The organism is Streptococcus nasisuis, assembly GCF_040836615.1.
Lineage (GTDB): Bacteria > Bacillota > Bacilli > Lactobacillales > Streptococcaceae > Streptococcus > Streptococcus suis_V.
Genome location: NZ_CP162268.1, coordinates 1,612,676 through 1,626,592 on the forward strand (window position 1 = coordinate 1,612,676; position 13,917 = coordinate 1,626,592).

The following is a 13,917-nucleotide window of genomic DNA, read 5'->3' on the forward strand; positions in this document are numbered from 1 at the left end:
CTTTTTTTATTTCTATACCAGTCCTTCCAACAGACCACGCATAAATTCTTCTGATTTGAACTCGCCGATGTCGTCAATCTTCTCGCCGAAACCAATCAGTTTGACCGGAATATCCAATTCCTGACGGATAGCAAGGACCACACCTCCTTTGGCTGTTCCGTCCAACTTAGTCAAGACCAGACCGGTTAGCGGTGTGATTTTTGAAAATTCCTTGGCTTGACTGAGGGCATTCTGCCCTGTTGAGGCGTCTAGTGCCAAGAGGGTCTCATGTGGTGCATCCGGCAAACTACGCTTGATAATGCGACCAATTTTTTCCAACTCGGCCATGAGATGGTCCTTGTTTTGCAGGCGACCAGCTGTATCAATCATGAGGATGTCCACCTGCTCAGCCAGAGCGCTCTCAAGTCCATCAAAAACAACGCTGGCTGGGTCAGCTTTTTCAGGACCAGTAACAACAGGCACATCCACCCGACGTCCCCATTCGACCAGCTGGGCCACCGCACCCGCACGGAAGGTATCCGCCGCAACCAGCATAACCTTCTTGCCAGCCTGTTTGTACTTGTAGGCCAGTTTCCCGATAGAGGTCGTTTTGCCGACTCCATTGACACCGACAAAGAGCATGACAGTCAGGTCATCTTGGAAATTGATTTGCTCGCTAAAGTTACCATCCTTTTCATAGATGTCCACCAATTTTTCAATAATCACGCGCCGGAGTTCCTCTGGCTTTTTGGCTTTTTGAAGTTTTGCCTCATAGCGGAGCTCCTCCGTCAGAGTCGTTGCGATCTGCACACCCACATCTGACAAAATCAGCATTTCTTCCAGCTCTTCGAAAAATTCCTCATCGACCGTACGAAAGTTGGCGAAAAATTCATTGAGCCGTGCACCAAATCCAGTCCGTGTTTTCTTGAGTGTCCGTTGGTACTTATCTTGCTCAGTTTCAAGAACTGGTTGTTCTTCGCCCACTTCCTTACGTGGCTTGGTTTGGATAGCAGGGTCAAATCCTTTCTCCTGAGCATCTTTGACCCGCGCGGCAGCTGCCTCCTTGGCCGCATAATACTGGGCCATCATGTCCAAGGTCCGTTGCTTTTGCGCCTCTTTCTCCGGTGTCAAGACCGGCTCAGCGCTTGGTTCAGCCTGCGGTTCGTCTGTAACTTGGATGTCCGAAACTTCCTCATCTGGCACAAGGCTCCCCGCCCCTTGTTCTTCTTGAACAGGCTCTACCAGACTCTCCTCAGTGTTTTCTTGCCCATCCGAAATTTCTTCTGTAACTTCTTCTGCAACAGTCATCGGCTGAGCAATATCCTGCTCAATGTCTTGCTCTTCAACAAGATTATCCAACTGCGTCTCTTCTGAAGCCGCTAGATCCTGCTCTTCGGTCTTTTGTCCAAATAATCGGTCAAATAATCCCATACTAGTCCTCACTTACTACATACTGTTCAATAGCCAAAGCAATGCCATCTTGGTCATTTGTCTTTGGTAGAACGACATTGGCTACAGCCTTGATTTCCTCCGTCGCATTGGCCATGGCAACTCCCAAACCAGCCCACTCAATCATAGAAAGGTCATTTCCTTCATCGCCACAGGCCATCACTTCCGACTGGTCAATGCCCAGATGCTCAATCAATTTTGCTAAACCATTAGCCTTGTGTACACCTTTGGGGCTCCATTCTAAGAGAATATCCCGCGATTTGAAAATCTCGAATCGCTCATACAATTCCGCAGGGATTTTCGGAATCTGTTCATCCAAGAAATCCGCCGCCACTGCTGAAACCGCCTTGTTGTAGGTCAATTCAGTTGGCAAGTCCGCATCGGTCGTTTCAATCTTATTGAGCAAGGGATTGGCAGTCAGATAGAGAGAGTCATGGGCTGCCGGAAGAGAATAGACATCCCCACCATAGAGAACATCCAAAGGCAGGTCTAACTGATTGGTCTCCTGACGAATGGCACGAACATCGTCGATGCTAAAGCCTGTTTTATCCAAAATGCGGCCTGTATTTTCCTGTACCAAGCCCCCGTTGAAGGTAATGGAGTACTGACCTTCGCCCAGCAAATCCAGCTCCTCCAAAAACGTTCCTATGGCTTGCAGGGGGCGCCCTGTTGTCAGAACGACGTACACACCCTTGTCACGCGCTGCTCGCAGGGCTTTTTTATTTTCCTCTGAAACCCTCTTGTCAGACGTCAACAAGGTTCCGTCTAAATCGAGTGCAACTAACTTAATTGCCATATACTACCTCCTCCAAATAGGTCAAAACTGCATTGTCATTGCAGTGACCGATAATCTTATCTGCGACTGCCTTGACTTCAGGGCGAGCATTCTCCGTCGCAATGGCCAGGCCAGCAAATTCCAGCATTTCCAGGTCATTTTGATTGTCCCCGAAAGCTGTTACATCCTCTGCCGTTAATCTAAGATGCTGACAAAGATGACCAAGACCGACCGCCTTGTGCACACCTGATAGGATAATGTCAATAGAGGTAAATCCTGTCGTTACCGCTGAAAGAATGCCAAAATGCTGGTTGATCCAATCCTGGGCCTGCTGGCGTTTTTCCTCCACAACATAGACGTTGAGCTTGATGACCTCCTCCGTCACCTGTTCAAAAGAAGCTATCAGACGAATATCTTGATAATAGCCCGACAAATCCCGCAAAAGATCGTCCTCAACAGCTTCCAGCATATAAGAACCCGACAAACTAGACAGGGTGACATGGTGAGCTTCCACAATGCCACTGGCCACCAGCTCCTCAATCAGTCTCAAATAAACCGAGCTCGGAATAGGATTGTCCATAAAAATCAGCTCATCCTGATAGGACACAACCGCCCCATTTTCCGCCACAAAGGCGATACGGTGTTCAAATCCTGCAAAAACTTGCTTCAAGCTGGGGTAGGACCGACCGCTGGCAGCCACAAAAAGATAATCCCTATCCTCAAAAGCATCCAACAGCCGGCCAAACCGCTCCTTATCAAAGCTATGGTCCTCTCGCAAAAAAGTCCCATCCATATCACTGGCAAATACTTTCTTTATCATAGTTTCTCCACATCTTTCAGTTTGACAGACACAATCTTGGACACGCCCGACTCCTGCATGGTCACACCATACATGGCATCCGCCGCCGCCATGGTCCCTTTACGGTGGGTCACGACGATAAACTGACTCTCCTTATCAAAGCGATTGAGATAATCCCCGAAACGCTTGACATTGGCCTCATCCAAAGCCGCCTCCACCTCGTCCAGAATAACAAACGGGATGGTCTTGACACGGATAATGGAAAATAGCAGAGCGAGAGCTGAGAGGGCCTTTTCGCCACCAGACATAAGGTTGAGCGACTGGATTTTCTTCCCCGGAGGCTGGACAGAAATTTCCACCCCCGCAGTCAAAATATCATTGTCCGTCAGTATCAAATCCGCGGAACCTCCGCCAAACATCTGTCTGAAAGTCTGCTTGAAACTACCGCGAATTGCCTCAAAGGTAGCCTTAAAGCGTTCCTTGACCTCGTCATCCATCTCATGAATGGTCTCCAGCAGTAAATCACGCGCCGACAAAATATCTTCCCGTTGCTCATTAAGGAAAATCAAGCGATTGTTAACTTCATCGTACTGCTCAATAGCATCCAGATTGATAGGTCCTAGCGCTCGAATAGCTCGTTCCAAATCCTTGAGCGCCTGCTCAGCCAGTGGCAAATCCTCAACAAGTCTTGCCTGAGACTGGGCCGCCTCAAAAGTCAGTTTGAATTGCTCGGTCAGATTGGTCAATAAATGACGCAGTCTGTCACCGACCTGCTCCACATCGGCCTCCAACTTGGCCTGCTTGCGAATGAGGTCGTCATTCTTGGCACGCGCCTGTTGCAAACGCCCTTCCAAATCCTCAAATTGCCCCTCAATATCTTCTAATTCAAACTTGAGGCGGATGAGAATCTGATTGGTATCAGTCTGCTTGGTCGTCGCGGCCTGCAATTGTTCCTCCAGAACATCCAGACTGGTATCTTCCAGGGCAACCAATTTTTGGTCAATGACATCCTGCAACATCAGGATTTCCTTTTCAATCGCCACTTGTTCGTCCTGCAAACGGCGGAGATCCGTCTGTTCAAAGCGCAGTTGACTGGTCCATTCCGTCTGTTCCAAGGTCAACTGACCCTTCTGATTGCGCAGACGCTCCAAACTTTCTTGGATGCTGTCGCGATCATCCCGCACCTGTTGGATTTGCTCTTCTAATTGTGCTTTTTTCTGGTTTAAACTATCAACCAGTGTAATTTCCTTGTTCGCCTGCTCCTGCAATTCTGAGAGGATTTCTGGACTGACTTGGCTGATTTGCAAGTCATAGCGCGCTCTTACCTGCCCCAAGTGTTGCTCGGCTTGCTCCAGATGGATCTGAGCAGATTGTTGAGCCAGACGCGCCTCCTCACCTTGAGATTTAATTTCTTCAAGCGTTGATCTTGTCTGGTCCAAATCTTCTTTTCGGCTGGCAACAAGGCTTTCCTGCTCCTTCTGCTTACGAGACAGCTCTGCTATTTCGCCCACAAGGGCATCCAATTCCGGCTTGATAAAGGTCGTATTGTTGTTGCGGTTGCTACCCCCGGCAAAGGCACCACCGGGACGGATTTCAGAACCATCCATAGTGACTATCCGCACCTGAAACTTTGTCGCTCGCGCCGCTTGATTGGCTTGGTCAATGGTCTCAAAAATGGCAATGGTGCCCAGTAGATTTTGGAAAATATTTTCCAAATGCGCTTGGTAGGTCACCAAATCACTGGCCATGCCCAAAAAACCAGGTGTCGCCTGCAAGATTGCCAGCTGTTGATTCGCCAAACTACGAGGCTTAATGGTCGTCAAGGGCAGGAAGGTCGCCCGACCCTGACGCTTGTCTTTCAGATAAGCAATCGCCCGCTTGGCAGTCGACTCATCCGCTACAATGACGTTCTGGCCGGCACCACCCAAGGCGATTTCCAGTGCCGTCTGATAGCGTGTATCAAAGGTCAATTGCTCGCTGACCGCACCAATAATGCCACCGATAGTCGGCGCTGCCTGCAAGATCGCCTTGACACCTGCATAAAAGTTCGAATGATTTTTTAAAATGGCCTCTAAACTTGACTGGCGCGCCTGCTTAGACTTAATCGCATCCAAGAGGTCGAACATAGCCGACTGTTGCTCCTTATAAGCTTGCTCCGCTTGGCTCACCTGCATTTCTGCCTGACGGTAATCGGTCAAGAGGTCTCGCAAATGCTGTTCGGTCTCGGCTAATCTGGTCTGACTGGCTGCCTGCTCTTTCTCTGCTGTCTCTTTTTCAGCCTGCAAGCGGGTCAATTCCTCCGACTTGCTTTCTGATAGGCTGATTTGATTGGCAATGTCCTGCTGCAATTTGGTCAAGCGGTTGGACGCCTCCGCCTCCGCCTGCATGAGGGCTACATATTGCTCCCGCAGATGGTCCAAGACTTGGTCTGGATCTTCTGAAAAATAAGAAATTTCCTTGTCCACAGCCGCAATCTCTGCCTTTAAGGCAGATAATTTTTCTTCCAACTCTATCATGGCCGCGGTCTTTTTCGCCACTTCTTCTCTTACCGTAGCCAATTTATCCTGCATGCTTTGCAGGCGGACTTCTGACTCTTGGCGACTGATTTCATTCTGGCTGGACTCCAACTTATGGACTTCGATTTTTCGTTCCAAGTCACTGATTAACTTGGTCAAGTCCAAGAGGACAACCTGTTCCCGCTCCATTTGCTGGGTCAAAGCATGACGATGCGATTTCAGGCGCTGATTTTCCTCTTCCAGCTGGTCGCGCTGTTGGTAATAGGTGGTCAAATCCGCCTTGACCTGTGCCAATTCTGCTTCCTTAGCAGTTAATCTTTCCTTGCTCCCTTTGAGCTGAGCTACCAAGACATCCAAATAGAGCTCCTTGCGCTCTGCATCCAATTCCAAAAATTTCTTGGCCGTCTGCGCTTGTTTTTCCAAAGGCTTGACCTGATTGTCCAACTCATAGATAATATCGTCCAAACGATCCAAATTTCCCTGAGCCTGGGCTAACTTGCTCTCGGTTTCTTTCTTTCTGGTCTTGTACTTGAGGACACCAGCCGCCTCCTCAAAAATAGCTCTGCGTTCTTCCGGCTTGGAATTAAAAATCGCCTCAACCCGACCTTGGGAAATAATAGAAAATGAATCCCGTCCCAGACCAGTATCCATGAAAAGGTCATGCACATCCCGCAGACGAACTTTTTTCCCGTCAATCAGATACTCGCTGTCTCCCGACCGATAAATCTGGCGCTCCACCTTGATTTCTTTTTCCTTCCCAGCAATAAAGCCAGAAGAATTATCCAGCGTCACCGTCACCGATGCGTAATTGAGCGGCTTCCGATTTTCCGTCCCTGCAAAGATGACATCCGGCATTTTACCACCGCGTAGGCTCTTGGCAGATGACTCACCCAGTGCCCAACGCAGACTTTCTGTAATATTGGACTTGCCTGAGCCATTGGGACCGACAACGGCCGTCACTCCACGGTCAAAAACCACCTTGGTCTTGTCCGCAAAGGACTTAAAGCCCTGCATTTCAATTGATTTCAGATACATACTTATCCTCTAGCCTCCACAGCATTTTTTGCGGCGGCTTGTTCAGCTAATTTCTTGGATCGACCAGCTCCACGACCGATGACACGACCGTCTGCTGATACTTCGACTTCAAAGGTCTTGTCATGAGCAGGTCCAGACTCCGCAACGACTTGGTAGGAAATCACAATCTCTCCGTTGACCTGCAAGAGTTCTTGCAAGGTTGTCTTGTAGTCCGTCACCCGCTCGAAATTCCCCACTTCTAGGCGCGGTATCATCACCTTGTGCAGAAATTCCTCTACGGTCTTTTCGCCCTTATCCAATAGCAGAGCTCCTAAGAAAGCCTCGAAAGCATCCCCAAGAATGGTGTCGCGATTGCGTCCACCAGACTTTTCTTCCCCCTTGCCCAATCGTAGGAATTTATCAAAGCCACAGGCCCGTGAAAATCCTGCTAAAGACTCTTCCCGAACAAAGGTCGAACGCATCTTGGACATCTCGCCCTCCGGACGATCTGGATATTTCTTGTACAAATATTTTGAAATCATTAACTGAAGAACAGCGTCTCCTAAAAATTCCAAGCGCTCATTATGTGAAATTTTTAGAAGGCGATGCTCGTTGGCATAAGATGTGTGGGTAAATGCTGTTTCCAATAGGCTCAAATCTGAAAAATCAATCTCGTAATCTGCCAGTAATGTTGCGTGTAATTCTCGCATGATGTGCTCCTTTCCGGCCTCCTGACCACAGAAAACCTATTCTATATTATACCATAGATTCCACATGGAGCGGGAAAGCAACCTTGGAACCAAGGCATAAAAAGACCTTGTACTCTCTCAGTACAAAGTCCTACTAAATACCCGTTGTGCTAATTAATTCTAGCCAAATTAAAAAACTTTGCGTATCATAAACTCAAAACAACCACGAAATGAGGGAATGATATGCAAAGCTAACATTATTAGCTCGCAAATCCCAATCAAACACAAGTTATTTTTTCAAAAATCTTTACCAAGTTCTCGCTTTATATGAGTGATTTGTTCCCCAGGAGGTTCGAAATCGGCGAAACATCCACCTACAAAAACAGTCTGATGTCGTTATTATCGCTAGTTATCTTTGGGCGATTCAAGAGGGCTGCCGGACGGCAAGTGCTATTTACCGTGCGATTCGTCATAATCTCTTCCCTGACAAGTTCCCAGAATGCTCTCGATTTTTCCGTTTCTGTCAAAATCTTGCTCAAAGTATTCAGCGTATGTGCTATTTTATGGTCTTAGATCTTTGTCAAATTTGCTCGTTCGGCTTGATTGACAGTTTTCCTTGTGCCCTATGTCACCCCATTTGCAACATGATAGCTACATTGTTATCAGAGGTGGCAGATATTGGCTATAATGCGACTAAGAAAATCCATTATTATGGCTTGAAATTTTCAGTTCTTGTCAGCGATAGTGCTTTTCCTATTGATTATGTTGTCACACCCGCATCTGTTTATGATGGCGATGTTACTTTGGAGCTACTTGAAAATAGCCCATTTCCAATCGTTTATGGAGATAAAGGATATGTGGATAGACAGACAAAGGCAGCGTTAGCAGACTGTGGTATCCAGTTAATTTCTCAACTCAGAAAAAACATGATGGGTTATTCATGGCTAGAAAATTACAAAATAAGTCGATTGAGGAAACCAGTGGAGACCGTATTTTCTAACTTAGAGCAGTTTGGAATGGAGGCTTTACGTTGCCGAAACATTCAGGCGCTCAAATTTAAGACAGAAGCTATATTACTTATCTATTCTCTTTTACTTAAAAGCAGTCATACTGAATTTGGTATTAGCTTAAAATATTCCCTTGCTTACGATTGATTAACTAGCACAACGGGTATATATACTCTATTTTGCATACTTATTGATTGGACAAGTCAATTGTTTTTAAGCAAGGCTAGTACCCCTTAAAAAAGAAAAAGAAAACGAACAAATCATCGGCTCTTGTAATTCCAGATGTTTGTCCGTTTCTGATACTAATTCTTAAGCAAAATCCATTCCGCTTTATTCAGCTTTTTTGCGACCAATCCAGAAACTCAAGCCTAGGGATGCAAGTAAGAACCCTAGAAGACTAAGATTGTTTCTCTCACCTGTTTCAGGTAAACGATTGGAAGTTGACGTGTCTGAATTGCTACTTGTCAAGGTGGCACTTAACTGGCCTGCCTGCTTCTTAGATACAGCTACCAACGGTAACACAGCTGGCTTGGTCTCAGTATGTTTCTGCCGTTGCTGTAACAATAAGACGGCTGGCATTGCCGGAGTATAAACTTCACTTCTTGTTACTGTTAGAGGCAAGGTACCACTTGGAATAAAATGAGTAACCCCCTTGCCTTTGGCAGTAACCAACGGTTCTAAAACGCCTTCCGGTAATTCATGACGAACGCCACCTCCATTTGCCGTTTCAAGAGGTGGAAGAATTCCGACCGGCAATTCATGGGTAACCCCCTTGCCTTTGGCAGTAACCAACGGTTCTAAAACGCCTGCTGGCAATTCATGACGAACACCACCTCCATTTGCCGTTTCAAGAGGTGGAAGAATTCCGACCGACAATTCATGGGTAACTCCCTTGCCTTTGGCAGTAACCAACGGTTCTAAAACGCCTACTGGTAAGCTATGTTTAACGACTTCTCCATTTTCTATTGTGAGAATATGAAGAGGAACTACAAGCTCTTCATGGCTGAGGTCGTCATAAATCACACGAACAGGCATGGAGTAATCACCACTAGACTGTGGAATTGGAGTGACTACTACAACATCAAATTGACCTGCTTCAGTTGGTAGACTGATTTGCTTCACAATCTCAGCTTTTGTTTCCTCACTATTGCTTGCCGGTAGGACACGGGCTTCCCCATTAACATGAGGCTGGTAGCGACTTGCTTTTGATAGAACCAAGACTACTGGAATCTCAATCGTTTTACTGCTAGTGATAGCTGTCAACGCTGTTCTGTCAAAGTTTGGATCCAACTGATAGGTTCCCTCTGTTGCACTGGGCAACTCGTTCTCCACACCAGTAATGGACTGCCCATTTTCAACTTGCACCTGTTTCGCTTTTAACAACTGACCTGACTGGGTGAACTGCAAGGTTACTGTATGAGTTTGAACAGGCTGTTTTAGCTCTACCAAGCGATAAACAATTTCATCTTTGACCAGGTCAAAACGATTATAGCCTTTCTCCAAGGTAATTCGAGCTGTAGGAGATAACAGTCCCTCAATCCTTACATATTCCTTGTCTATATTCTTGGTCAGATCTTGTTCAAAGCCTCTGACAAGAACCTGAACACTACCTTGAATATCTCCTGTCACTTGCAAATTAGAGCTAGCAGGGATAATCAATTGACCATCACCAGTCAACTCACCCACTTGAAGATTTTGGTCCATATCCAGATTGAGAAGGCTACCTGTTTCCACTTCTAGTCGAGTGGAGATACTAGAAACGCGATTAGATAGGGTAATATTTGCTTGATCTCGCAAGGCCAATTCCTGAACATCAACTAAATCTAGCCCATAGATACGAGTTGCTTTTAGATTCACTTGGTTATCTGAACTATTAGTCGCCATAACTTTCTTGATATTGCCGGAATTACTCTCTAGGCTAACCCGACCAAGTGTTTGGTTACCATCTACACCACCTAAGTCAATCCCTTGATCAACCATGGCAAATTCTGAGTCTATGAAAATCTCAACCGGAATCAAACTAGTCCCTTGGGCATGGCCCGCAAAAATTTGCTGGAAGCGAGTGTCTGAGGAACCACCAATAATCGAGATCCGAGCATGGCTTCCTGAAGGGGTGTCAGTTGGAGAACCTGCAATCAAAGTAGGACGAAGATTGACCTGAGCCTGACTGATGGTCGTTGACACGTTATTAAAGGTCAGATGGTTACCATCCGCATAAATCTTCGGTTGCTGACCACCATCAGGAATCATCTCGAGCTTGAGATTGCTTAGGGTCACATCTTTTGTCGTTAGCAAATTAAGACCACGAAGATTTAATTTATACCCACGACCATCAATTGTCACCGCCTTATCAATGACAAAATTCGTTGAAAAATTTTGTCCATCACGATGGATGATATCACTAACCAATTTAATAGTATCACCATCTTTAGCTTGGGAAATAGCATAGGACAAACTTTGATATGGATGAGTTTCTGTTCCCAGTCCCTCTTTAGATGTTTCAGCACCTTTGGTGACATAGAGCTCACGCGCCTTCGGTTGACTGTAAATACTTGTACGGAAGTCGTTTGTATCCTTCAAATAAGCCTGGAAGATGCTCTTTTTCAATTCTTGAACTGCTGAAACTCTAGTTGACAAGGCTACCCTGTTGGTTGCATTAAGTTTCATCTGTTGCAAATCTTTGGCAATGGCCACATCCATCAAACTCTGAATAGCAGCGAAATCGCTGGCTGCACTAGTGGATTTTAGCTCAGTAACCTTGGCAATACGTCGGTCAAACATAGCCTTCTTAAAGGTTGTTAGGTCTCCTCCATATTCTGGCATAATGGCATTCAAAGCTGCCTGATCATTGGCATATTGGCCAGAAACATAGGCTACCATTCCTTTTTCATAACCATATTCTCCCAGAATATCATAGGCATTTCTTCTAAAACTAATGTCACCTACTGTTCCTGCATTATTTTGCAGACCTGCATAGATAGGCTCAAAGAGAGGAATGGTGTAGTAAGAATTGGTCCGAGCTGTTCCTGTGGTATTGAGACCGTCAAACTTGTAGCGACCTGAAATCAATTGCTTATCTACAAAATCATGGACAGATTGCAAACCTGTTGCTAAATCTCTTGAAATTGGTTGAGCTTGATCTGTCTGACCACCATTAGCACTTGCGACAAGGCTCAGCTGATTAAGTAGGACTGCCCTATCTTCAGGTATCTGACCCAAGATAGACTGAGCTTCTGCGTAGTCTAAAGTGTACAAGACGTCCAAGATACCCTGCATATAGGTCTTGAGGTCATCACTTGTTTGGAAACGGTCTGGGCTAGCATTTTGTGTCCGATTGTCCCCCATGCGATAGGCTGTATTGAGAATAAAGCTTGGGTCTTGATAGGGTGTTTTGGCAACATCCATAGACTCAAACATTCCTCTGGCAAAAACTTCTTGTAACTGGCCAGCTCGTCTATCATAGCCATTTAACCAAACGTTCTTATCCAGCATATGGGTCAATTCATGGGTATAGACAGACTGACCTGCCTCAGACAGGGATTTTTTCAAAAAGAGATTAATGGAAGTCTTTCCATTGGCTTGACCATCAGCTTGTAAAAAGTTGGCATAAAGGTTGAGCGGTCTGATAAATTTCTCGACCCCTTCTAAAACACCTGAACCATATTTTGGTGAATAAAGTTCTTGAACGCGCTGAGTAGCTGTCCCAAGTTTCTGCGGACTATCAACCACAATAATGGTTTCATGATTGGCTAGAATATCCCTGTTCTGACTGATGCGATGCCAGAATTTCAAAAAGCTTTCCTGGTCATCAGCATAGGATTGTAAGTTAGCTTTAAATGTTGCCAATCCGGTCTGGTCACCTGGTCGGACATAGGATTCCGTTAGACCGTAATTGACTGTGTTTGAAGTGCTAATGGCATATACAAGATCAGTAGGTAGGGTCAGGAGAGGAATGAAATGGTTGTTCAGACGTACATTGCTCTTTAATTTCTGATAGAGCGAGGAATTCCCGTAAGGAGATTGGGACTCTGCCAGATGAGCCTTGCTAGTCTCCTTAAACCATTGCTCACCTGTTTTGCCTGGTTCAAACAAGCTTACTCCCTTCTCCACAAAGGAGAAAATATCAGCTTGATTTGTAATTGGAGCTAGTTTGGTTTGGTAAGTAGTCGCTGACTGTCCCAAGGTCAAATTACGATAGGTCAAGGTATTCAAGATAGTAAGAGTTCCAAGGGGACTCCCGCCACCACCAAAAACCTGAGGGTGATACAAGATCAGATCCTGTGCCTGATGGGGACCAAATTCAAAGGAATATTGACGATCCAGATAGGAAAGACCTGCTAAAATCTTCTCCTTATTACGACGGATATCCTCCACATTGACCTGACTTGATTTCTCAAAAATGCCTGTCAGAGTTGTTTCAATCTTAGCTTTTACTCGCTCAAAACTCTCTCTCATATCCAGCATATCCATATAGGCTATCTGCTTGAGAGACTGCAGCTGGTCAGCTGACAGAGCATTTCCTCCATTTTCCTTCCGAATGGCTGTCTCTAGAGCAGTTTTTTCAAGAAAACTTTCCTGATGAGACAAGTGGGGATAGAGCGATTCGTAGGTCACAGCCGCAAAGTCATCTTTCAGCGAAGCAACCTGCTGCGCAACTGCCTCGCTGGTCTGACTTGTCGTTGGCTGAGTCGTCGCAGGGACTATCTGACTACTACCATCCGAATAAACCACTTGAAACTGCTGAACTGTTTTTCCATTGACAGAGGTCATAAGCTCCCCTTGGTCATCTAGTGGCAATTTAGCAACATCATTGGCAGCTACACTACGAGCCATGGATACTGAACGAAGTACAGGTTGGATTACTTCTTCTGCTATCTGGTCGATCGGAGCAGTTCCTACTGCTGCTGTTTCTGCTACCAGATCTGTTGTAGCTGGCTCTACTGCTGATTGACTTGGGGTTTCAACAACTGTTTGGGGACTTTCTGTCCCTATACTAGGTTCACTTACTTTCGCTTCCGACAGGGATTGAACTGAGTTTGCCTTTTCTTGATTGAGTGTTGTTGATTGATTTTCTTGGATAACAGGGGTCTGTGAGACGATTGAATCAGTTTGAATCGACTGAACTACTGGAGACAAAGTCTCTGTGAGAACTGGTTCTGTCAACTGAGTTCCCACCATCTCTGAAACCTGATTACTTGTTTGATCTTGACCTGGCTCATCTGTTACTGCCTGACTCATTTGCTGGCTACTAACAGGAGTTTGGCTTACCTCTTGGGCAGCCGCAACCTGCCCTCCAGCAAGGCTAAAACTCATTGCTAAGGCAACTGATACGACACCGATGGAAAACTTCCGTATGCCAAAATGCTGCTTTTTTTGTAAAAAATGTAAATTCATTGAAATATAGTCTCCTTTTGAGCCAAATAAAAAATATACTACAATTATACAATTATATAAGTAAAAAGAATGAAATGCAAAGAATACGTCGTCAATTTTATCGCAAGAAAAAGTTTCCCAACAATAGGCGTTAGGAAACTTATAAAAAATCATTATTTTGTAGTAAACAGTTCGAACTTCATTCCCTCACCATCTCAATTCGCCACTCCTTCCAACCTCTAAATCGAATGGCCCCTTGCTGATCGGTGCGATACCAAACAAATTTTAAGTGAATTAAAATGCCCAATTTGTAAAA

At 45.6% G+C, this 13,917-nt stretch carries 7 protein-coding genes; 1 reads left to right on the forward strand and 6 read right to left on the reverse strand.

What is annotated here, in order from left to right; genetic code table 11:
* Positions 1–12: 12 nt before the first annotated feature.
* From ftsY to rnc, 5 genes are read right to left on the reverse strand one after another with little or no spacing between them, the layout of a single operon-like run.
* Positions 13–1,410 (reverse strand): signal recognition particle-docking protein FtsY, encoded by a 1,398-nt coding sequence (gene ftsY, locus AB1F57_RS08180; protein WP_367985602.1) that lies wholly within the window; start codon positions 1,408–1,410, stop codon positions 13–15.
* A 1-nt stretch (position 1,411) separates the two neighbouring features.
* Positions 1,412–2,224 (reverse strand): Cof-type HAD-IIB family hydrolase, encoded by an 813-nt coding sequence (locus AB1F57_RS08185; protein WP_367985603.1) that lies wholly within the window; start codon positions 2,222–2,224, stop codon positions 1,412–1,414.
* The gene (locus tag AB1F57_RS08190) at positions 2,214–3,023 is read right to left on the reverse strand and encodes a Cof-type HAD-IIB family hydrolase (protein WP_170238556.1); all 810 of its coding nucleotides are present in this window, start codon (positions 3,021–3,023) and stop codon (positions 2,214–2,216) included. Before AB1F57_RS08190 ends, AB1F57_RS08185 begins: the two co-directional genes overlap by 11 nt.
* A complete protein-coding gene (smc, locus tag AB1F57_RS08195) occupies positions 3,020–6,553 on the reverse strand; it encodes a chromosome segregation protein SMC (RefSeq protein ID WP_367985604.1) in 3,534 nt (1,177 codons plus the stop codon). Before smc ends, AB1F57_RS08190 begins: the two co-directional genes overlap by 4 nt.
* Positions 6,554–6,555: 2 nt before the next feature.
* Positions 6,556–7,242 carry a ribonuclease III gene (gene rnc / locus AB1F57_RS08200; protein WP_105111663.1) on the reverse strand — a complete coding sequence of 229 codons (687 nt, stop codon included), beginning with the start codon at positions 7,240–7,242 and terminating at the stop codon, positions 6,556–6,558.
* A gap of 401 nt (positions 7,243–7,643) precedes the next feature.
* On the opposite strand from rnc, the gene AB1F57_RS08205 reads away from it, so the two are divergent.
* Complete coding sequence (locus AB1F57_RS08205) at positions 7,644–8,375, forward strand: IS982 family transposase (RefSeq protein ID WP_367986342.1); 732 nt, start codon at positions 7,644–7,646, stop codon at positions 8,373–8,375.
* A gap of 183 nt (positions 8,376–8,558) precedes the next feature.
* Here the strand turns inward: AB1F57_RS08205 and AB1F57_RS08210 are convergent, their stop codons facing one another.
* The gene (locus AB1F57_RS08210; RefSeq protein ID WP_367985605.1) at positions 8,559–13,622 is read right to left on the reverse strand and encodes a ZmpA/ZmpB/ZmpC family metallo-endopeptidase; all 5,064 of its coding nucleotides are present in this window, start codon (positions 13,620–13,622) and stop codon (positions 8,559–8,561) included.
* Positions 13,623–13,917 lie beyond the last annotated feature (295 nt).